Here is a 19,274-nt window from a genome sequence, read left to right on the forward strand (position 1 = left end):
GCCATGAACGCCAGCCGCCAGCCATCCCTTGCCGATCCCGGGCTGTGGCGCGAGCAGGCGCTCATCGCCGGGCAGTGGAGCAACGCCGATGCCGGCGGCCGCTGCGAGGTGCGCAACCCGGCCACGGGCACGCTGCTGGGCACGGTACCGGACATGGGCGCGGCGGAAACCCGCCAGGCCATCGATGCCGCCCACGCCGCCTTTCCGGCATGGGCCGGCACCACCGCGAAACAGCGCGCGCAGGTGCTGCGCCGCATGCACGACCTGATGATGCAGCACCAGCACGATCTGGCCGTGCTGATGACCGCCGAGCAGGGCAAGCCGCTGGCGGAAGCGCTGGGGGAGGTCGCCTATTCGGCCAGCTATTTCGAATGGTTCGGCGAGCAGGCCAAGCGCATGGATGGCGACACCATTCCCGGCCATGCCGCCGACAGGCGCATCCTCACCCTGCGCCAGCCGGTGGGCGTGGTCGCCGCGATCACGCCGTGGAATTTCCCCTCGGCGATGCTTGGCCGCAAGCTGGCCCCGGCACTGGCGGCGGGTTGCACCGTGGTCTGCAAACCGGCGCTGCAGACGCCGTTCTCGGCGCTGGCGCTGGGGGTGATCGGCGAGCGCGCCGGGCTGCCGCCGGGCGTGCTCAACATCGTGACCGGCGCCGACGCCCCCGCCATCGGCGCCGAGATGACCGCCAACCCGAAGGTCCGCAAGCTCGGCTTCACCGGCTCCACCGCGGTCGGCAAGCAGCTGATGGCGCAGTGCGCGACCGACCTCAAGCGGCTGTCGCTGGAGCTGGGCGGCAACGCGCCGTTCATCGTGTTCGACGATGCCGACCTCGACGCCGCGGTCGCCGGCGCCATCGCCAGCAAGTTCCGCAACACCGGGCAGACCTGCATCTGCGCCAATCGCCTGTTCGTGCAGGCGGGGGTCTACGACGCGTTCGCGGAGAAACTCGTCGCGGCGGTGCGGGGGCTGCGGGTGGGCGACGGCCTGCAGGGGGACACCGACCAGGGCCCGCTGATCGATGCCAAGGCGCTGGCGAAGGTGGAGGCGCACGTGGCCGACGCGCTGGCAAAGGGCGCGCGCCTCGCCACCGGTGGCCGCCGCCATGCCCTAGGCGGGACGTTCTTCGAACCCACAGTGCTGCTGGATGCCGACGACGGCATGCTGCTCGCGCACGAGGAAACCTTCGGCCCGGTGGCGCCGCTGCTGCGCTTCGAGGGCGAGGACGAGGTGCTGCGCCGCGCCAACGCCACGCCGTTCGGGCTGGCCGCGTATTTCTACACCCGCGACCTGGCGCGCAGCTGGCGGGTCTCGGAAGCGCTGCAGGCCGGCATGGTGGGCATCAACACCGGGCTGATTTCCACCGAAGTGGCGCCGTTCGGCGGGGTGAAGCAGTCCGGCAGCGGCCGCGAGGGCTCGAAGCACGGCCTCGACGACTACACCGAGCTGAAGTACGTCTGCATCGGCGGCGTGTAGGCGCGCGCGGCCGCACGCGGCTCCGCGGCGCCCCGTCCCGGCACGCGGCGCTACCCGTTCAAACCTCGGCGGCGGCGGTGGCGGTGGCGCGCACGTAATCGCGTGAGCGCGCCAACGCGTCCAGCAGCCTGTCGACGTCGCCTTCGGTATGCGTGGCCGACAGGGTGATGCGCAGGCGCGCGCCGCCCTCCGGCACGGTGGGCGGACGGATCGCCGCCACCCACAAGCCCTGCCGCTCCAGTGCCGCGGCCATCGCCAGCGCATCCGCCTCGGCGCCGCACAGCAGCGGCTGGATCGGTGTTTCCGAAGGCAGCAGGTCGAGTTCGTGGCGACGCGCGCCGGCGCGGAAACGCTGCACCAGCGCGGCCAGTTTTTCGCGACGCCAGTGTTCGCGCCGCGCCAGTTTGACCGCCGCCAGCGAGGCCGCGGCCTGCGCCGGCGGCAGCGCCGTGGTGTAGATGTAGGGGCGCGCGGTTTCGGCCAGGTGGCGGACCAGGTCGGCCTCGCCGGCCACCACCGCGCCATGGCTGCCCAGCGCCTTGCCCAGCGTGACCAGCCGCAGCGGCACCGCCGCGCTGTCCAGCCCGGCCTCGGCAATGCTGCCGCGGCCTTCCTCGCCCAGCACCCCGATGCCGTGGGCATCGTCCACGTACAGGGTGGCGCGCTGCACCCGCGCCACCAGCGCCAGCTGCTTCAGCGGCGCGATGTCGCCATCCATGCTGAACACGCCATCGGTGGCCAGCAGCGCGGCACCGTTCGGCCAGCCGCGCAGCTGCCGCAGGGCGGCCTCGGGATCGGCATGCGGGTAGCGGCGCAGGGCGCAGCCGGCCAGCTGGGCGCCGTCGATCAGGCTGGCGTGGTTGCGCCGGTCCTGCACGCAGACGTCGCCCTTGCCCAGCAGCGCCTGCAGCACCGCCAGATTGGCCATGTAGCCGCTGCCGAACAGCAGCGCCGCGGGTACGCCCAGCCAGTCGGCGATCTCGCGCTCAAGCGCGTCGTGGGCGGCATGGTGGCCGCAGACCAGATGCGAGGCCACGCCGCCGGCACCTTCGCGCGCGGCCATGTCCTGCAGCGCACCGGCCACCGCGAATTGTTGGGACAGGCCCAGGTAGTCGTTGCCGCAGAAATTCAGCAGCCAGCGCGGCACGCCATCGGCGCCCATCACCTCGCAGCGCGCACCGTCGCGGTGCAGCACGCTGCGGCGGACGCGGATGCGCTGCGCGGCAACGCGCCTCTCACGCTGCGCGGCGATGCGGGCGGGCAGCGACTCGCGCGCCATCTCAGGCCGCTGCGGTAATGCCGGCATGCACCGTGGCGGTGCAGGCGTCGATGGCGTCGTCGGCCACGGCTTCGACCCGCATCGACCGCAGGCCGAGGCGTTCGAACAGCGCTTGGTCGCGCCCGGTATCCGGATTGCCGGTGGTCAACAGCTTCTCCCCGTGGAAGATCGAATTCGCGCCCGCCGCGAAGCATAGCGCCTGCAGTTCGTCGGACATCGTTTCGCGGCCCGCCGACAGCCGGACCATCGACTTCGGCATCAGGATACGGGCCGCTGCCACCGTGCGCACGAACTCGAACGGATCCAGGTCCACGGTGCCGTGCAGGGGCGTGCCTTCCACCTGCACCAGGCGGTTGATCGGCACCGAGTCCGGGTGCGCCGGCAGGTTGGCCAGGGTCATCAGCAGGCCGGCGCGCTGGCGGCGCGATTCCCCCATGCCGACGATGCCGCCGCAGCAGGTCTTCATGCCGGCGTCGCGCACCTGCGCGAGGGTGTCGAAGCGGTCCTGCATCTGGCGGGTGTGGATCACGTCGCCGTAGAACTCGGGATCGGTATCGAGGTTGTGGTTGTAGTAGTCCAGGCCGGCGTCCTTGAGCGCCTGTGCCTGCCCGCCGCTGAGCATGCCCAGCGTGGCGCAGGTTTCCAGCCCCAGCGCCTTCACCTCGCGGATCATCTGGGCGACCTTCGGGATGTCGCGGTCCTTCGGCGAGCGCCAGGCCGCCCCCATGCAGAAGCGCGAGGCACCGGCGGCCTTGGCCTGCCGCGCCTTCTCCACCACCTCGGCCGGGTCCATCAGCTTGGTCGCCTCCACACCGGTGTGGTAGCGCGCCGCCTGCGGACAGTAGCCGCAATCCTCCGGACAGCCGCCGGTCTTCACCGACAGCAGGGTGGACACCTGCACCTCGGTGGGATCGAAATACTGGCGGTGGGCGCTGGCAGCGCGGTGGAGCAGCTCGGTGAAGGGCAGCGCGAACAGCGCTTCCACTTCGCTGCGGCTCCAGTCATGGCGGATGGGGAAAGCGACGACCTCGGGCATGGGGATTTTCCGACTGACGCGGGGGGCGAAGGCGGGCAGTCTGGAACGCATGCCGACCACCGTCAACCAAACTGAACAATGCAAAGTTGACAGAATTCGTGCGCCGCTGTGCTGGCTGTTCCCGCCGCGCTGCCTGGTCTGCGGCGACATCGGCCTCCCGGGTCGTGACCTCTGCGGCGCCTGCCATGCCGGGCTGCCGCGCCCGCGTCACGCCTGCCCGCACTGCGCCCTGCCGATGCCCGAGGCCGCGACCTGCCCGGCCTGCACCGCGCAGCCACCGCCGCTGGACGCGGCGCATGCCGCCTTCGACTACGCGTTCCCGCTGGATCGGCTGCTGCCGCGGCTGAAGTTCCATCGCGATTTCGCCGCCGGGCGGGTGCTGGCGCAGTGCATGGCCGAGCGGTTTGCCGGCCTGCCGCGCCCGCAGGCGCTGCTGCCGGTGCCGCTGCACCGCGGGCGGTTGCGCCAGCGCGGCTTTGATCAGGCGCTGGAACTGGCGCGGCCGCTGGCCAGGGCGCTGGATCTGCCGCTGCACGCCGGATTGCTGCATCGATGCCGGGCGACCCACGCACAATCGCGGCTGGATGCGGACGCACGCGCGCGCAACCTGCGCGGCGCGTTCCGCGTCGATGCCGGAACGGCACTGCCGGCGCATGTGGCGCTGGTCGATGACGTCATGACCACCGGCGCCACCCTGCACGCCGCCGCCAAGGCCCTGCGTGCGGCCGGCGTGGCGCGCATCGATGCGTGGGTTTGCGCGCGGGTAGCGTGACGGCCCTGCTGGCCCTCAGGCGGCCACCACCTTCGCGCGCAGGGCGAAATCCAGCGCGATGCCGGCGAACAGGGCCATTCCCACCCAGTTGTTGTGCAGGAAAGCGCGGAAGCAGGCCGCGCGCTCGCGCCCCCGCGCCAGCCCGAACTCCCACGCCACCAGCACCAGCGCGGCGCCCATGCCCGCCCAGTACCAGGCGCCCATCCCGCTCTCGCGACCGACCAGCGCCAGCGCGAAGAACATGCAGGCATACAGCACGCCCTGCGCCACCAGGTCCATCTCGCCGAACAGGATCGCGGTGGACTTCGCCCCCATCCGGATGTCGTCGTCGCGGTCGACCATCGCATACCAGGTGTCGTAGGCGGTGGCCCAGAAGATGTTGGCCACGTACAGCACCCACGCCACCGGCGGCACCGCGCCGGTCAGCGCGGCGAAGCCCATCGGGATGCCCCAGCCGAAGGCCATGCCCAGGTAGACCTGCGGCAGGTAGGTGTAGCGCTTCAGGTACGGATAGCTGGCCGCCAGCAACACCCCTACCACGCTCATGTAGATGGTCAACCGGTTCAGCGTCAGCACCAGCGCGAAGGCCACCAGCATCAGCACCGCGAACACGGCCAGCGCCTCGCGGCCGCTGACCTCGCCGGTCGCCAGCGGCCGGTGCCTGGTGCGCTCCACGCTGCCGTCCAGCCAGCGGTCGGCGTAGTCGTTGATCACGCAGCCGGCCGAACGGGTCAACCATACCCCCAGCGAGAACACCAGCAGCGGCCACAGCGGCGGCACCCCGCCGGCGGCGATCCACAGCCCCCACCAGGTCGGCCAGAGCAGCAGCAGCCAGCCGATCGGCCGGTCCGCGCGCACCAGCTTCCAGTACAGGCGCAGGCGCTCGCGCCAGTGCGGCGCGGCGGCATTGGTGTCCATTCGCGGATACATTCGCTAAGCCTATCAGCGGCACAGCCGTCCGCAATCGTGCGAGAATGCGCGGCCGCGATGCGCTGCGTCGCGCGACACGCGCCTGTAGCTCAGCCGGATAGAGTAGTGGCTTCCGAAGCCATTGGTCGGGGGTTCGAATCCCTCCAGGCGCGCCATTCCGCCGCAAACCTCGCGTCGCAGCGCCGGTTCTGGAATAATCCCGTGCTTGGCGGCCAACAACGGCCACGACAGCGCGGAACCGACATGCGGACTCACGACCTGGCTTTCCTCAAGCGTTTCTCGATGGTGATCGCCTTCCTGGTGCTGCTGGCGCTGGGCCTGATCCTGTTCGCCCGCCATCTCAACGGGACGGTCGAGTACCCCGAGAACGCAGTGGCCAAACAAAGCCTGCAGGACCGCATCGCCCCGGTGGGCGCGGTCTATGCCGGGGCCACCGGCGCCGCGGCGCAGGCGGCGGCCGCAGCGGCCGCCGTCGCCGCGCAGACCGCGAACGTGCCGTTCGATGGCCGTACCGATGGCGCCGAGATCTTCAACAACGGGCCCTGCGCCGGTTGCCACGCCGCCGGCGTGGGCGGTGCCCCGAAGCTGGATGCCGCCGGCATCGGCGCGCGCGCGGCGGAACAGGGCGTGGAAATGCTGATCAAGAAGGCCACCGAAGGCTTCACCGGCACCGCCGGGGTGATGCCGGCCGAGGGCGGCAACCCGGCCCTGACCGACGATCAGATGAAGGCCGTGGTCGAGTGGATGGTGGCGCAGAGCAAGTAAATCGCGCTGCGCGCCCCCCGGACGCCGCCTGCGGGCGGCGTTCGCGTTTGCGGCGGGCGAGCCGGCGGTTTCACGCCAGCTGCGGCATCATGGCAGGCATGAACGAGACGACAGCCAAGCCCGCCGGCGCCGATGCGTCGCCGGTCATCGACGGTCCCGCAGGCCGGATCGAGGCCGCCTACGACGAGGCCGAGGCCACGCCGCGACCGGTGCTGGCGATCCTCTGCCATCCGCTGCCCACCGAAGGCGGCACGATGCACAACAAGGTGGTGACGATGGCCGCGCGCGCGCTGCGCGAATCCGGCGTCGCCACCCTGCGCTTCAATTTCCGTGGCGTGGGCAGCTCCGAGGGCAGGTTCGACGATGGCGACGGCGAGCTCGACGACCTGCGCGCGGTGGTGGCGTGGGCACGCGCGCGGCATCCGGACAAGGCCCTCTGGCTGGCCGGCTTCAGCTTCGGTGCCTGGGTGTCGCTGCGCGGCGCCGTGGAACTGGGTGCGGCCGCGCTGATCAGCATCGCCCCGCCGGTGGGCCGCAGCTGGAACTTCGATGACATCGCGCTGCCCACCGTGCCGTGGCTGGTGATCCAGGGCGATGCCGACGAGATCGTCGATGCCGGCGCGGTGCGCGAGTGGGTGGCCTCGCTGCCGTCGCCGCCGATGCTGGTGGAAATGCCCGACACCAGCCACTTCTTCCACCGCAAGCTGATGGACCTGCGCGGCGCGCTGAAGAACGGGATCCGCGGCTGGCTGCCGCCGCCTGCGGCATGAGCGAGGCCCTGCTTCCCTCGCAGCGCTATGCCGAGGGCGTGGCGCGCGGCGACTGGCTTGCCGATCCGGCCCAGCAGCAGGCGCTGCGCGCGCTCGACCGCGTCCATGCCGAGCTGCTGCGGCCGGCACCCGCGCGCGGCCTGCTGCAGCGGCTGCTTGGCGGCCCGGCGGAGGCGCCGCCGGTACACGGGCTGTACCTGTGGGGCGGAGTGGGTCGCGGCAAGACCTTCCTGATCGACCTGTTCTACGCCGGCCTGCCGCTGCGCGAGAAGCGCCGCACCCATTTCCACCGCTTCATGCGCGAAGTGCACGAGCGGTTGCGTGCGCACGCGGGTGAGCGCGACCCGTTGGCGGCGATCGCGCGCGAATGGCGGCGCAGCCTGCGGGTGCTGGTGCTGGACGAGTTCTTCGTCTCCGACATCGGCGATGCGATGCTGCTGGCCCGGCTGCTGGAGCGCCTGTTCGCCGAGGGCGTGGTGCTGGTCACCACTTCCAACGCCGCGCCCGCGGCGCTCTACAAGGACGGCCTGCAGCGCGCGCGCTTCCTGCCCGCGATCGCCCTGTTGCAGCGCCACTGCGACGTGGTGGAGCTGGTCAGCGACACCGACTACCGGCTGCGCGCGCTCACCCGGTCGCCGGTCTACCGCGCGCCGCTGGACGCCGAGGGCGATGCCTGGCTGCAGCAGCGCTGGCACGAGCTGGGCGGCGACGATGGCCATCGCGACGCCGGCATCGTCATCGACGGCCGCCGCATCCCGGTGCGCGCGCGCAGCAAGGGGTTGTGCTGGTTCGATTTCGCGGCGCTGTGCGAGGGCCCGCGCGGCAATGCCGACTACATCGAGATCGCGCGCGAATTCCACACCGTTCTGCTGGGCGGGGTCCCGCGCTTCGACGGCCTGCGCGACGACGCCGCGCGCCGCTTCGTGCACCTGGTGGACGAGCTGTACGACCGCCACGTCAACCTGGTATGCACCGCCGACGCCGCGCCGATGGCGCTGTACGCCGGCGAACGCCTGGCCGCCGCATTTGAACGCACCACCTCGCGGCTGATCGAAATGCAGTCCGCCGACTACCTCGCCCACGAGCACCGCTGCGAATGAACGCCAACACCACCGCCAATTCGCCGCTCGGCCGCGAGACCGCCTATCCCGAGCAGTACGACCCGTCGCTGCTGTACCCGATCCCGCGCGCGCCGGCGCGAGCGCAGCTGGGCATCGCCTCGGATTTCCTGCCGTTCATCGGCATCGACCGCTGGCAGGCATTCGAGCTCTCGTGGCTGGACCCGCGCGGCAAACCGCAGGTAGCCACCGCCACCCTGCAGGTGCCGGCGGATTCGCCGAACCTGGTCGAATCCAAGTCGCTCAAGCTCTACCTGAACTCCTTCAACGCCAGCCGCTTCGACGACGCCGAAGCGGTACGCGCGCGCATCGGGGCGGACCTGTCGCAGGCTGCCGGCGCGCCGGTGACGATGGCGTTCGGCCTGCCGGCGTTGGCGGCCACCGCGGAGGCGGACAACATCGATGGCCTCGACATCGCCATCGACAGCTACGGCCCGCCGGACCCCACGCTGCTGCATGCGGACGCGGCCGAGATCGTCGCGGAGACACTCCACAGCGCACTGCTGAAGTCCAACTGCCCGGTCACCGGCCAGCCCGACTGGGCCGACGTCACCATCGCCTACCGCGGCCCGCGGATCGACCGCGCCGGCCTGCTGCGCTACCTGGTCAGCTTCCGCGACCACGCCGGCTTCCATGAACAGTGCGTGGAGCAGGTCTTCGTCGACCTGCTGGCGCGCTGCGCGCCGCAGCAGCTGTCGGTGGAGGCCCGCTACACCCGCCGCGGCGGCCTGGACATCAATCCCTGGCGCGCCACGCCCGGCCTCGCCGCGCCCGCGGCGGTCCGCACCGAACGCCAGTGAGGCTGCCTGGACGCGCCGACATGTTTTCTTAACAGGCCGCGTGTAAGCGTTGCCCTTGTCCGAATAGCGGACAAGGAGTTCCCATGAGCAACGACAAGAAACCCGACTTCTCCGACGTGCGCAGTGCCGTGCACACCACGGAGCAGGTCAAGCCCGATTTCTCCGACGTGCAGTCACGGGTGGCCTCCACCGAGGCGATCGCCAACAACGACCCGCCGGCCGAGCGCACCTACACGGTCGAGAAGGGCGACAACCTGTCGAAGATCGCCAAGCATTTCTACGGCAAGCAGGACTGGAAGCGCATCTTCGACGCCAACCGCGACCAGCTCTCGGATCCCGACCGCATCCACCCGGGCCAGGTGTTGCGGATCCCCGCGCGCGAAGACGACTCCACGCCCCCTTCCGACCATTGACAAGGAATTCCACATGAAGAACTTCAACCGTCTCCACATGAGCGTACTGGCCGTCCTGCTGGGCGGCGTGGCGCTGGTCGGCTGCAAGAAGAAGGAAGAGCCGGCGCCGCCGCCGGTGGCCAGCGAGCCCGCGCCGATGGCGCAACCCCCTGCGCCGATGCCGGCCACCGCCTCGGTCACCGGGGTCGACCTTGGCAATGCGGTGGGCGCCGACATGCGCGTGACCGCGCCGATGACCACGTTCGCCCCGAAGGACACCATCCACGCCGCGGTCGCCACCGCCACCTCCGACGCGACGGCCTCGGTGCCGGCCAAGCTGGGCGCGAAGTGGACCCACGTGGACAGCAACCAGACGGTCAACGAGGAGAGCAAGGACATCACCCTCACCGGCGACGGCATGACCAACTTCCAGATCAGCAAGCCCAGCGGCTGGCCGACCGGCAAGTACAAGGTGGAAATCTCGCTGGACGGCAACGTGGTGCAGACGCGCGAATTCGAGGTGCGCTGAACCAGCGCAGCGCTTCCCTCCCGGAAGGGCGCGGCTTCGGCCGCGCCCTTTTTCGTGGCCGGCATGCGGGCATGCGCACGGGTTTTGCCCGTGGGGGCGGCAAGGCGCGACAATGTCGGCTTCCTCCGCGACACAGAGCCGCCATGTCCAAGATCCTCTACACCCTGACCGACGAAGCGCCGTTCCTGGCCACCGCCTCGTTCCTGCCGATCGTGCAGGCGTATGCGAAGACCGCCGGGGTGGCGGTGGAGACGCGCGACATCTCGCTGGCGGCGCGGATCCTGGCGCAGTTCCCGGAGCTGCTGGGCGAGCGCGCGGTGGCGGACGACCTTGCCGAGCTGGGCGAGCTGGCCAAGACGCCGGAAGCCAACATCATCAAGCTGCCCAACATCAGTGCCTCGATCCCGCAGCTGAAGGCCGCGATCAAGGAGCTGCAGGACCGCGGCTACCCGCTGCCGGACTACCCGGACGCGCCGCAGGGCGAAAGCGAAAAGGACATCAAGGCGCGCTACGACCGGGTCAAGGGCAGCGCGGTGAACCCGGTGCTGCGCGAGGGCAATTCCGACCGCCGCGCGCCGAAGGCGGTGAAGGCCTATGCGAGGAAGCATCCGCACCGGATGGGCAAGTGGGACGCCTCCTCGAAGTCGCACGTGGCGCACATGGCGTCCGGCGATTTCTACGGCAGCGAGCAGAGCTACACCCTGGTCAACGCCGGCCCGGTGCGGATCGAATACACCAGCGTCACCGGCAGCAGCTTCCCGCTGCGCGGGCCGGTCATGCTGCAGGCCGGCGAGATGATCGACGCGGCGGTGATGAGCGCCGGCGCGCTGGCCGATTTCATCGACGCGCAGATCGCCGATGCCAAGGCCAAGGACGTGCTGTTCTCGCTGCACCTGAAGGCGACCATGATGAAGGTCAGCGACCCGATCATGTTCGGCATCGCGGTGTCGCGCTTCTACGCGCCGGTACTGGAAAAGCATCCGCGCACGCTGGCCGAAATCGGTTTCGACCCCAACAACGGCATCGGCGACCTGTACGCCAAGCTGGCCCAGCTGGCGGAGGCCGAGCGCAACGCGATCGAGGCGGAGATCAAGGCGCTGTACGCGCAGCGCCCCGGCCTCGCCATGGTCAATTCCGACAAGGGCATCACCAACCTGCACGTGCCGTCCGACGTGATCGTGGACGCCTCGATGCCGGCGATGATCCGCGACAGCGGCCGCATGTGGAACGCCGGCGGCGAACTGCAGGACACCAAGGCGGTGATCCCGGACCGCAACTACGCCGGCATCTACCAGGTGGTGATCGACGACTGCAAGGAACACGGCGCGTTCGACCCGGCGACCATGGGCAGCGTGCCCAACGTCGGGCTGATGGCGCAGGCGGCCGAGGAATACGGCAGCCACGACAAGACCTTCAAGATCGCCGGCGACGGCGTGGTGCGGGTGATCGACGAGCACGGCACCGTGCTGCTGCAGCATCCGGTCAAGGCCGGGGACATCTGGCGCATGTGCCAGACCAAGGACGCGCCGATCCGCGACTGGGTGAAACTGGCGGTCAGCCGCGCGCGGCTGTCGAACACGCCGGTGGTGTTCTGGCTCGACCCGCAGCGCGACCACGACCGCGGCCTGATCGCCAAGGTGGCTGCCTATCTCAACGACCACGACACCGCCGGCCTGGACATCCGCATCCTCTCGCCGGTGGAGGCGATGAAGTTCTCCCTCAAGCGCATCCGCGAAGGCCTGGACACCATCAGCGCCACCGGCAACGTGCTGCGCGATTACCTGACCGACCTGTTCCCGATCATGGAGCTGGGCACCAGCGCGAAGATGCTGTCGATCGTGCCGCTGATGAACGGCGGCGGCCTGTTCGAGACCGGCGCCGGCGGCAGCGCGCCCAAGCACGTGCAGCAGTTCGTGGAGGAGGACTACCTGCGCTGGGATTCGCTGGGCGAGTTCCTGGCGCTGGCCGCCTCGTTCGAACACCTGGCCAACACCACCGGCAACAAGCGGGCGCAGGTGCTGGCCGATGCGCTGGACGCGGCCAACGCGAAGTTCCTCGACAACGACCGCTCGCCGGGCCGGAAGCTGGGCACGATTGACAACCGCGGCAGCCATTTCTACGTGGCGCTGTACTGGGCGCAGGCGCTGGCCGAGCAGAGTGCGGACGCGGAGCTGGCGACGAAGTTCGCGGCGGTCGCCCGGGCGCTGGCGGACAACGAAGCGAAGATCGTCGAGGAACTCATCGCCGTACAGGGCAAGCCGGTGGACATCGGCGGCTACTACCAGCCGGACATGGGCAAGCTGTCGGCGGCGATGCGGCCGTCGGCCACGCTGAACGCGGCGCTGGCCACGCTGTAATTCCCGCCGGACGACGACCCGCGAAGCCCGGCCGCGCGCCGGGCTTCGCGTTTGCGGCAAGCCGGTTTACCCTGCAGGCCCGTCGCATCCGGAGCCGCCGCATGACCCGCCTGTCGATCCCCACGCTTGCCCTGCTGCTGGCCGCCTGCGCCGGCACGCCCACGTCTTCGAGCGAGGAGCGGGCGGTCATGCCGGCGACGGACGCCGCGCTGCTGGCCGCAGTGGCCGATCCCGGCCGCGACGCCGCCCAGCGCGCCCGCGACCGCTACCGCCACCCGGCCGAAACGCTGGCGTTCTTCGGCCTCACGCCCACCAACACCGTCATCGAGATCAGCCCGGGCAGCGGCTGGTACAGCGCGATCCTGGCACCGTACCTGCGCGATGCGGGCCGCTACGTCGCCGCCAGCGCGACGCCCGCGCCGGGCCGCAGCAACGCGCTGCGCGCGGTGTTCGCGGCGGATCCGGCGCGCTACGGCCGCGCCACCCTGGTCGAATACGACGGCAAGGCGCCGTCGCTGGGCGCGCCGGCCAGCGCCGATGCGGTGCTGACCTTCCGCAACGTGCACAACTGGGTGGCCGCCGGCAGCGCCGACGCCTACTTCCAGGCCTTCTTCGCCGCGCTCAAGCCGGGCGGCACGCTGGGCGTGGTGGACCATCGCGCCAAGCCGGGCACCGACCTCGACACGATGAAGAAGTCCGGCTACCTGACCGAGGCGCTGGTGGTCGATCTGGCCACCCGCGCGGGCTTCGTGCTGGAGGCGCGCAGCGAGGTGAACGCCAATCCGGCCGACAGCGCCGACCATCCCAACGGCGTGTGGACGCTGCCGCCCACCAACCGCCACGACGAGGCAGACAAGGCGAAGTACGCCGCCATCGGCGAAAGCGACCGCATGACCCTGCGCTTCCGCAAGCCCTGATCCGTTGGTCCGCGCCATGCAACAGCCCACCGGCCTGAGGCGATGGCATTCGCAGGTCCGCGCCGGGTGCTGCGCGCCACGGCGGCGGACGCCTGCGCATCCCGGGACAGGTTGATCGTCCACGCCTCGATGCTGATCGCCTTCAACAAACCCTATGGCGTGCTCTGCCAATTCACCGACCGCAGCCAGCCGCCGCGCCCGACGCTGGCAGGATTCGGCCTACCGGCGGGGGTGTATCCGGCGGGGCGGCTGGATTTCGATTCAGAAGGCCTGCTGCTGCTCACCGACGACGGTCGCCTGGCCCACCGGCTGACCGATCCCGCCCACAAGCAGCCGAAGACCTACTGGGTACAGGTGGAAGGCACGCCCGACGATGCGCAGCTGCAGCAGCTGCGCGAGGGCGTGACGCTCAGCGACGGCCCCACCCGCCCGTCGCAGGCGCGGCGGCTGGATGCGCCGGCGCTGTGGCCGCGCGATCCGCCGGTGCGGTTCCGCAAGACCGTACCGGATGCCTGGCTGGAGCTGGTGATCCATGAAGGCCGCAACCGCCAGGTGCGGCGGATGACCGCCGCCGTCGGGCTACCCACGCTGCGGCTGGTGCGGGTGGCGGTCGGGCCGCACCGGCTGGACGGTCTGCAGCCCGGCCGATGGCGTCAAATTAGCGACCACTGAGCCTGCGCGGCGCGCTTGCCGCCCATGCCGCGGCGGGCCCGCTGCAGCAACCGGTGCGCCGGGGCTCAGACGCCGTAGTCGTCGCGCTCGTACTCGCCGCGGCGCAACGCGCGCACCTGCTTGGCTTCGCCTTCGATCGCCTCCTTGCGCTTGGCGCGCTGCCGGGCCGCCAGCCACAGCAGGCCGGCGCCGACCACCGCGGCCCCCACCAGCACCGGGTTGCGGCGCACGAACTTGCCCGCCACCTTGCTTCCTACCCGCAGCGCACCCAGCGCCGCGCCGGTCTCGACCCACTGCACGGCCCTGTCCGGAAGTTTCCTGCGCAGGCCTTCGCCCACGTCGGCCAACAGTTCCAGGGTCCGATCCTGCGTGCGTTCCAACTTGCCCATTTGCTGCTCCTCGGCTTGCATCGTCACGCCAGCAGTATGGCGCTTCCACGTGACGGATGCGTCACGTGCCGCGCGGCTTCGCCCGGTGCGTAGCCACCGCGTTCCACGGGTCGTCCGGCCACGGGTGGCGCGGGTAGCGGCCCTTCATTTCCTTCCTGACCTCGGCATAGGTATTGGTCCAGAAGTTGTGCAGGTCGGCGGTCACCTGCAGCGGCTTGCCGCCGGGCGAGAGCAGGTGTAGCAGCAGCGGCACCCGGCCGTCGGCGATGCGCGGCGTCTGCGCCAGCCCGAACAGTTCCTGCAGCTTCACCGCCAGCACCGGCGGCGCCGGCTCGCCGTGGTCGTCCAGCCGGTAGTCGATGCCCCGCTTCAGCCCGGACGGCACCGCGATGCGGGTCGGCGCCAGCTGGTCGATGCGCTGGCGCAGGGGCCAGTCGATGCCCGATTTCAGCGCGTCGGCCATCTCGCCGGTGTCCAGCGCATCCAGCCGGGTCTTGCCTTCGAACGCTGGCTGCAGCCAGCGCTCCAGCGAGGCCAGCAGGGCGGCGTCGGAAAGATCCGGCAGCCCCAGCTCCGGCATCCAGGCGCGCAGGCACTGCACCCGGATGCGCCACTGCGACAGGCCATCGCTCCATGGCAGCACCGCCAGGCCCAGCTCGCGCACGGCCGCCGTCAGCGCAGGCGCGGCCTGCGCCGGGTCGACCCGCCCGGCGGATTTCACCGCCAGCACGATGCCGTCGAAACGCTCGATGCGTTCGCTGCGCAGCGCGCGCTTCTCCGCATCCCAGCGCACCTCGTCGGCGTCGGAAAAATGCGTCGCGAACCCGGCGCGCAGCAACGCCTCGTCCACCGGCGCGGCGCGCAGCAGCAGCGCATCCTTGGCCTCGAAGCGCAGTTCGCTGGCGACCAGCCACGGCTCGCCGTACAGCGCGGAATCGTCGAACAGCCGCGCCATCCGCCCGTTGGCCAGCTGGTAGCGGAGCGGGTCCTGCGGATGCTGCCTTGCGATGCGGTCGGGGAAGGCGTGCGCCAGCAGGTCGCCCAGCGCATGCACCGGCGCCGCGGCCGGCGGCGCGGCATCGCAGCGCAGGCGGCGACGCCACTGTTTCGCCGCGGCGTCGATGGCGGCCAGGGCGGAGCGGCTGGCATCGGCGCCGACGCGACCGTTGCGGAACGCGGCCAGCGCCTGCCAGCGCTCGGCCAATGCGTCGGAGCGGCTGCGCAGCGGGTCGCGCGCCTCCACCAGCGCCGCCAGGTCGCAGACCAGGGCCAGCCGCGCGGGCTCCGCGGATGCCAGCAGCATCGCGGCAAGGCGCGGATGCGTGCCCAGCGCCAGCATGCGCCTGCCGCGCGCGGTCAGCGTGCCTGCTGCCGACAGCGCGTCCAGCCGCTGCAGCAGGTCGCGGCCCGCCGCCAGTGCACCGGGCGGCGGCGGATCGACGAAGCGCAGGTCTACGCTGCCCCAAGCCGCCAGTTCCAGCGCCAGCGACGCCAGTTCCACCTGCGCGATTTCCGGACGCCGCTGCGGTTCCAGCCGCTGTGATTGCGGCCACAGGCGATACGCCCAGCCGGCGGCGACGCGGCCCGCGCGGCCCGCGCGCTGGTCCGCGGATGCCTGCGAAATGGCCACGCTGTCCAGCCGCGAGAAGCCGCTGTTGGGGTCGAAACGCGGCTCGCGCGCCAACCCGCTGTCGATCACCACCCGTACGCCGGGCAGGGTGACCGACGACTCGGCGACATTGGTGGCCAGCACCACGCGCCGGCGACCATCCGGTGCGGGTTGCAGCACGCGCGACTGCTGTTCTACGGGCAGGTCGCCGTGCAGCGGCAGCACCTCGAAAACCGGGAGCCGCGTTGTCGGCGGCCGGGGCATTGCGTCAAGCGCGCCAGGGATGGCGCGCGCCCGAATCGGGGCAGGATGCCCTGACTGAGGGCAAAGCAATGCCCCAAGCGCCGGCAGCGCAGCCGCGAGGATCTGCTCCAACTTCGCGATCTCGCGGCGCCCGGGCAGGAACACCAGCACGTCGCCCGGATGCGTGGCCAGCGCGTGTTCGATGGCGCGCCGCGCCTGCTGCTCCAGCGCCTCGTCGCGGCGCGCGGGGAAATGCGCCATCTCCACTGGATGGCTGCGCCCTTCACTGGAGAGGCGCGGCGCATCGAGGAACTGCGCCAGCCGCTCGCCGTCCAGCGTGGCCGACATCACCACGATCCGCAGGTCGGAGCGCACCGGCTGCACGTCCAGCGCCAGCGCCAGCCCGAGGTCGCCGGCCAAGTGGCGCTCGTGGAACTCGTCGAACAGGACCGCGCCCACGCCCTCCAGCAGCGGGTCCTCCTGCAGCATGCGGGTGAGGATGCCTTCGGTGACGACCTCGATGCGGGTCTTCGGCCCCACCTTGTTCTCGAAACGGATGCGGTAACCGACCGTCTCGCCGACCGCTTCGCCCAGCTGCTTCGCCATGAAGCCGGCGGCCGCGCGCGCAGCCACCCGGCGCGGTTCCAGCATCACGATCTTCCTGCCGGCAAGCCACGGCGCGTCCAACAGCGCCAGCGGCACCTGCGTGGTCTTGCCCGCGCCGGGCGGCGCTTCCAGCACCAGCCGCGGATGCGACGCGAGCGAGGCGCGGATGCACGGCAACAGATCGGAAATGGGGAATGCAGCGGTGTTCACTCGTAAAGGATACGGGAGCGTCGCCTTTTGCTTCGGATGGGCCGCGTGTCGAAGGCGGGGTGTGCTTCGCCGCTTAGGCTCCGCATCCGGCTCCGAAGCGCGGCCGCGCGCCATCCATGGCGCGCTCGAAGCACACCCCGCCTTCGACACGCGGCATCGCAACTTGCGGAACCCGGCTTCATCAAGCCGTTAAAATCACGCCATGCAGCTCATCGACATCGGCCTCAACCTCACCCACGACAGCTTCGACCGCGACCGCGACGCGGTGTGGCAGCGCGCCCGCGATGCCGGAGTGACCCGCGCCATCCTCACCGGCGCATCGCGCGAGCATTCGCCGAAGGCCCTGGAACTGGCGCGCACGCGCCCCGGCGAATGGTTCGCCACCGCCGGCGTGCATCCGCACCACGCGACCGAATACACCGCCGAATGCGATGCCGAGATGCGCGCCCTGCACGCGCACCCGGAGGTGGTGGCGGTGGGCGAATGCGGGCTGGACTATTTCCGTGATTTCTCGCCGCGGCCGGCGCAGCGCAGCGCGTTCGAAAAGCAGCTGCAGATCGCGGTGGACCTGGCCGTCGATGGCGTCGGCAAGCCGCTGTTCCTGCACCAGCGCGACGCCCACGCCGACTTCATGGCGATGATGAAGAACTTCGACGGCCGGATCGGGCCGGCGGTGGTGCACTGCTTCACCGGCACTCGCGAGGAACTGTTCGACTACCTCGACAACGACTGGTACATCGGCATCACCGGCTGGCTCTGCGACGAGCGCCGCGGCGCGCACCTGCGCGAACTGGTCAAGAGCATCCCCGCCCACCGGCTGATGGTGGAAACCGACGCGCCCTACCTGCTGCCGCGCACGCTCAGGCCGATGCCGAAGGACCGCCGCAACGAGCCGGCGTTCCTGCCGCACATCGTCCAAGAGCTGGCGCGCGACCGTGGCGAGGACGTGGCCGCCACCGCCGCCAGCAGCAGCGCGGCCGCGACCGCGTTCTTCCGACTGCCGGCGTAACGGCCCCAACGAAAACGCCCGGCGGGTGCCGGGCGTCGTCGGGGTTCGCGCATGGCAGGCGCTTATTTCGCCTCGGCTTCCATCTTCTTGGCCCAGGCTTCCAGTTCCTTGGCCGCCTGCTCCATCTTCTTGACCTCGGCCGGGTCGGCCATCTTGCGCAGGCCCGCGCACTCCTGCTCGAACTTGCCCGGGTTCTGCGCCTGGGCGGCCTTGCCCTGCTGCTTGGCGGCCAGGTAGATCGCCTCGATCTCGCCAGCGGAGGGTGCGCCCGGTTCGGCCGCCATCTTGGCCAGCGCGGCCTGCGACTCGATCGCATTGCTGAGGCCGCACAGCTCCACTGCCGCGGTCATCGCCACGCCCATGCTGATCGCATCGCGCTTGCTGATCTTGCCCGGTGCCGCGTCTTCATCCGTTGCCGGCAGTTCCTCGTCGCCGGCCTCGGCAACGGGGGTCTCGCCCGTGACCGCTGCCTCGTCGGCAGGCGTCGCGCTGGCCGCCGCCGCAGGCTGTTTGTTGCAGCCGGCCAGCAGCAGCACGGCCAAGAACATCGCCACCCCGGTATTCCCTGCACGCATCTGCCGCTCCATTGTTTGCGAAAGCGGCGATTCTAATGGCAACCGTGATGTGGATCACACCGTCGGGGGCGAAAACGCCCGACCGGAGCCGGGCGTCCGCCTTGGCCAGCAACGCGCTTACTGCTTGGCCGGCGCTTCCGGGAGCGGGCCTTCGGCCACCAGCACGGCACCGTTGTAGTTGTCGGCATAGACCACCACCCAGATCGCCTTGTCGGCGCGGCGGATCAGGTAGGTGCGGGCGTCCTTGTCGTACCAGTAGGCTCCGCCGATGTCATCGAACTCGCTGCGGAACGGCCCCAACTCCGCCTTGTTCGCCTCGAACACCGTCTCGTCATAACTGCGCTGGGTCAGGGTGACCGCGCCCAGCGCGGTGAGCGCCTGGTCGATGCCCTTGAGCATCTCGAAGCGCGAATACGTCTTGCCGTCGCCGGCGCGCAGTTCCGCCTCGAAGGTCTTGCCTTCCATCCACAGCAATTGGCCGCCGGTCCAGAACGGCACCCGCGCCAAGTCCTTGGTGTTGTTCGCCAGGTTGCCGCTGAACTTGTAACCGGCCGGCAGCACCAAGTAGGGCCATTCGCCCAGCGGCTTGTCGCTCACCGCGATGGTGTTGATGTCGAAGCTGGTCGCGGCCGGTGCGGGTGTCACGGCGGCGGGGGCTTGCGCGACAGGGGCAGGCTGCGGCGCGGCATCCGCGGTTGCGGCTGCGCTGGGCGCAGTCGTAGCCCCGCTGTCTGCCGCGGCGGCATCGTCCTGCTTCTTGCAGGCCAACAGCGACAGGCCCACGGCCATTGCCAGTGCGGCGGTCTTGATCGACATCGAA

At 70.6% G+C, this 19,274-nt stretch carries 19 protein-coding genes and 1 tRNA gene; 13 read left to right on the forward strand and 7 right to left on the reverse strand.

Going from position 1 to position 19,274, the window contains the following annotated elements; all coding sequences use genetic code 11:
• Positions 1 to 3: 3 nt before the first annotated feature.
• On the forward strand, positions 4 to 1,476 hold the full coding sequence (locus SPK54_RS06500; protein WP_330947110.1) for an NAD-dependent succinate-semialdehyde dehydrogenase: 1,473 nt from the start codon (positions 4 to 6) through the stop codon (positions 1,474 to 1,476).
• A 58-nt stretch (positions 1,477 to 1,534) separates the two neighbouring features.
• On the opposite strand, the gene bioF is transcribed toward SPK54_RS06500, so the two are convergent.
• Positions 1,535 to 2,755, reverse strand: a complete 1,221-nt coding sequence (bioF, locus tag SPK54_RS06505) for an 8-amino-7-oxononanoate synthase (protein WP_330947111.1) — start codon at positions 2,753 to 2,755, stop codon at positions 1,535 to 1,537.
• A gap of 1 nt (position 2,756) precedes the next feature.
• Positions 2,757 to 3,791, reverse strand: coding sequence for a biotin synthase BioB (bioB, locus tag SPK54_RS06510; protein ID WP_330947112.1), 1,035 nt, complete (start codon positions 3,789 to 3,791; stop codon positions 2,757 to 2,759).
• 49 nt (positions 3,792 to 3,840) lie between these two features.
• On the opposite strand from bioB, the gene SPK54_RS06515 reads away from it, so the two are divergent.
• Complete coding sequence (locus SPK54_RS06515; RefSeq protein WP_330947113.1) at positions 3,841 to 4,563, forward strand: ComF family protein; 723 nt, start codon at positions 3,841 to 3,843, stop codon at positions 4,561 to 4,563.
• A gap of 15 nt (positions 4,564 to 4,578) precedes the next feature.
• Here SPK54_RS06515 and ubiA read toward each other — a convergent pair whose 3' ends face one another.
• Positions 4,579 to 5,481: a 4-hydroxybenzoate octaprenyltransferase gene (gene ubiA / locus SPK54_RS06520; RefSeq protein ID WP_330947114.1), complete on the reverse strand. Its 903-nt coding sequence runs from the start codon at positions 5,479 to 5,481 to the stop codon at positions 4,579 to 4,581.
• 90 nt (positions 5,482 to 5,571) lie between these two features.
• On the opposite strand from ubiA, the gene SPK54_RS06525 reads away from it, so the two are divergent.
• From SPK54_RS06525 to SPK54_RS06570, 10 genes are all read left to right on the forward strand, one after another.
• Positions 5,572 to 5,648: transfer RNA gene (locus tag SPK54_RS06525), tRNA-Arg, on the forward strand.
• An 88-nt stretch (positions 5,649 to 5,736) separates the two neighbouring features.
• Positions 5,737 to 6,258 (forward strand): c-type cytochrome, encoded by a 522-nt coding sequence (locus SPK54_RS06530; protein ID WP_330947115.1) that lies wholly within the window; start codon positions 5,737 to 5,739, stop codon positions 6,256 to 6,258.
• A 98-nt stretch (positions 6,259 to 6,356) separates the two neighbouring features.
• A complete protein-coding gene (locus tag SPK54_RS06535; protein ID WP_330947116.1) occupies positions 6,357 to 7,028 on the forward strand; it encodes an alpha/beta fold hydrolase in 672 nt (223 codons plus the stop codon).
• A complete protein-coding gene (gene zapE, locus SPK54_RS06540; protein ID WP_330947117.1) occupies positions 7,025 to 8,128 on the forward strand; it encodes a cell division protein ZapE in 1,104 nt (367 codons plus the stop codon). The genes SPK54_RS06535 and zapE overlap by 4 nt, the downstream gene beginning before the upstream one ends.
• Complete coding sequence (queF, locus tag SPK54_RS06545) at positions 8,125 to 8,946, forward strand: NADPH-dependent 7-cyano-7-deazaguanine reductase QueF (protein ID WP_330947118.1); 822 nt, start codon at positions 8,125 to 8,127, stop codon at positions 8,944 to 8,946. The genes zapE and queF overlap by 4 nt, the downstream gene beginning before the upstream one ends.
• Before the next feature lie 83 nt (positions 8,947 to 9,029).
• Positions 9,030 to 9,359 carry a LysM peptidoglycan-binding domain-containing protein gene (locus SPK54_RS06550; RefSeq protein WP_330947119.1) on the forward strand — a complete coding sequence of 110 codons (330 nt, stop codon included), beginning with the start codon at positions 9,030 to 9,032 and terminating at the stop codon, positions 9,357 to 9,359.
• Positions 9,360 to 9,372: 13 nt separating this feature from the next.
• A complete protein-coding gene (locus tag SPK54_RS06555; protein ID WP_330947120.1) occupies positions 9,373 to 9,867 on the forward strand; it encodes a hypothetical protein in 495 nt (164 codons plus the stop codon).
• A 143-nt stretch (positions 9,868 to 10,010) separates the two neighbouring features.
• Positions 10,011 to 12,224: an NADP-dependent isocitrate dehydrogenase gene (locus SPK54_RS06560; protein ID WP_330947121.1), complete on the forward strand. Its 2,214-nt coding sequence runs from the start codon at positions 10,011 to 10,013 to the stop codon at positions 12,222 to 12,224.
• 101 nt (positions 12,225 to 12,325) lie between these two features.
• Positions 12,326 to 13,141, forward strand: coding sequence for a methyltransferase (locus SPK54_RS06565; RefSeq protein WP_330947122.1), 816 nt, complete (start codon positions 12,326 to 12,328; stop codon positions 13,139 to 13,141).
• 129 nt (positions 13,142 to 13,270) lie between these two features.
• Positions 13,271 to 13,813, forward strand: a complete 543-nt coding sequence (locus SPK54_RS06570; protein WP_330947186.1) for a pseudouridine synthase — start codon at positions 13,271 to 13,273, stop codon at positions 13,811 to 13,813.
• Between the two features lie 65 nt (positions 13,814 to 13,878).
• On the opposite strand, the gene SPK54_RS06575 is transcribed toward SPK54_RS06570, so the two are convergent.
• Both SPK54_RS06575 and hrpB read right to left on the reverse strand, forming a co-directional pair.
• Positions 13,879 to 14,202 (reverse strand): hypothetical protein, encoded by a 324-nt coding sequence (locus SPK54_RS06575; RefSeq protein WP_330947123.1) that lies wholly within the window; start codon positions 14,200 to 14,202, stop codon positions 13,879 to 13,881.
• 61 nt (positions 14,203 to 14,263) lie between these two features.
• Positions 14,264 to 16,870 (reverse strand): ATP-dependent helicase HrpB, encoded by a 2,607-nt coding sequence (gene hrpB, locus SPK54_RS06580; RefSeq protein WP_330947124.1) that lies wholly within the window; start codon positions 16,868 to 16,870, stop codon positions 14,264 to 14,266.
• Positions 16,871 to 17,072: 202 nt separating this feature from the next.
• Here hrpB and SPK54_RS06585 point away from each other — a divergent pair, with 202 nt between their 5' ends.
• Entirely contained in the window at positions 17,073 to 17,879 is an 807-nt protein-coding gene (locus SPK54_RS06585) for a TatD family hydrolase (RefSeq protein WP_330947125.1), read from the forward strand.
• Between the two features lie 62 nt (positions 17,880 to 17,941).
• Here SPK54_RS06585 and SPK54_RS06590 read toward each other — a convergent pair whose 3' ends face one another.
• Together SPK54_RS06590 and SPK54_RS06595 are read right to left on the reverse strand one after the other, a co-directional pair.
• The gene (locus SPK54_RS06590; protein WP_330947126.1) at positions 17,942 to 18,454 is read right to left on the reverse strand and encodes a hypothetical protein; all 513 of its coding nucleotides are present in this window, start codon (positions 18,452 to 18,454) and stop codon (positions 17,942 to 17,944) included.
• 117 nt (positions 18,455 to 18,571) lie between these two features.
• A complete protein-coding gene (locus SPK54_RS06595; RefSeq protein ID WP_330947127.1) occupies positions 18,572 to 19,270 on the reverse strand; it encodes a hypothetical protein in 699 nt (232 codons plus the stop codon).
• Between the last annotated feature and the right edge of the window lie 4 nt (positions 19,271 to 19,274).

The organism is Thermomonas sp. LB-4 (genome assembly GCF_036409385.1).
GTDB lineage: Bacteria > Pseudomonadota > Gammaproteobacteria > Xanthomonadales > Xanthomonadaceae > Thermomonas.

Coding starts and splice junctions, on each gene's coding strand:
- SPK54_RS06500 (WP_330947110.1), top strand. CDS start 4: ATGAACGCCAGCCGCCAGCCATCCCTTGCCGATCCCGGGCTGTGGCGC.
- bioF (WP_330947111.1), bottom strand. CDS start 2,755: ATGGCGCGCGAGTCGCTGCCCGCCCGCATCGCCGCGCAGCGTGAGAGG.
- bioB (WP_330947112.1), bottom strand. CDS start 3,791: ATGCCCGAGGTCGTCGCTTTCCCCATCCGCCATGACTGGAGCCGCAGC.
- SPK54_RS06515 (WP_330947113.1), top strand. CDS start 3,841: ATGCCGACCACCGTCAACCAAACTGAACAATGCAAAGTTGACAGAATT.
- ubiA (WP_330947114.1), bottom strand. CDS start 5,481: ATGGACACCAATGCCGCCGCGCCGCACTGGCGCGAGCGCCTGCGCCTG.
- SPK54_RS06530 (WP_330947115.1), top strand. CDS start 5,737: ATGCGGACTCACGACCTGGCTTTCCTCAAGCGTTTCTCGATGGTGATC.
- SPK54_RS06535 (WP_330947116.1), top strand. CDS start 6,357: ATGAACGAGACGACAGCCAAGCCCGCCGGCGCCGATGCGTCGCCGGTC.
- zapE (WP_330947117.1), top strand. CDS start 7,025: ATGAGCGAGGCCCTGCTTCCCTCGCAGCGCTATGCCGAGGGCGTGGCG.
- queF (WP_330947118.1), top strand. CDS start 8,125: ATGAACGCCAACACCACCGCCAATTCGCCGCTCGGCCGCGAGACCGCC.
- SPK54_RS06550 (WP_330947119.1), top strand. CDS start 9,030: ATGAGCAACGACAAGAAACCCGACTTCTCCGACGTGCGCAGTGCCGTG.
- SPK54_RS06555 (WP_330947120.1), top strand. CDS start 9,373: ATGAAGAACTTCAACCGTCTCCACATGAGCGTACTGGCCGTCCTGCTG.
- SPK54_RS06560 (WP_330947121.1), top strand. CDS start 10,011: ATGTCCAAGATCCTCTACACCCTGACCGACGAAGCGCCGTTCCTGGCC.
- SPK54_RS06565 (WP_330947122.1), top strand. CDS start 12,326: ATGACCCGCCTGTCGATCCCCACGCTTGCCCTGCTGCTGGCCGCCTGC.
- SPK54_RS06570 (WP_330947186.1), top strand. CDS start 13,271: ATGCTGATCGCCTTCAACAAACCCTATGGCGTGCTCTGCCAATTCACC.
- SPK54_RS06575 (WP_330947123.1), bottom strand. CDS start 14,202: ATGGGCAAGTTGGAACGCACGCAGGATCGGACCCTGGAACTGTTGGCC.
- SPK54_RS06585 (WP_330947125.1), top strand. CDS start 17,073: ATGCAGCTCATCGACATCGGCCTCAACCTCACCCACGACAGCTTCGAC.
- SPK54_RS06590 (WP_330947126.1), bottom strand. CDS start 18,454: ATGCGTGCAGGGAATACCGGGGTGGCGATGTTCTTGGCCGTGCTGCTG.
- SPK54_RS06595 (WP_330947127.1), bottom strand. CDS start 19,270: ATGTCGATCAAGACCGCCGCACTGGCAATGGCCGTGGGCCTGTCGCTG.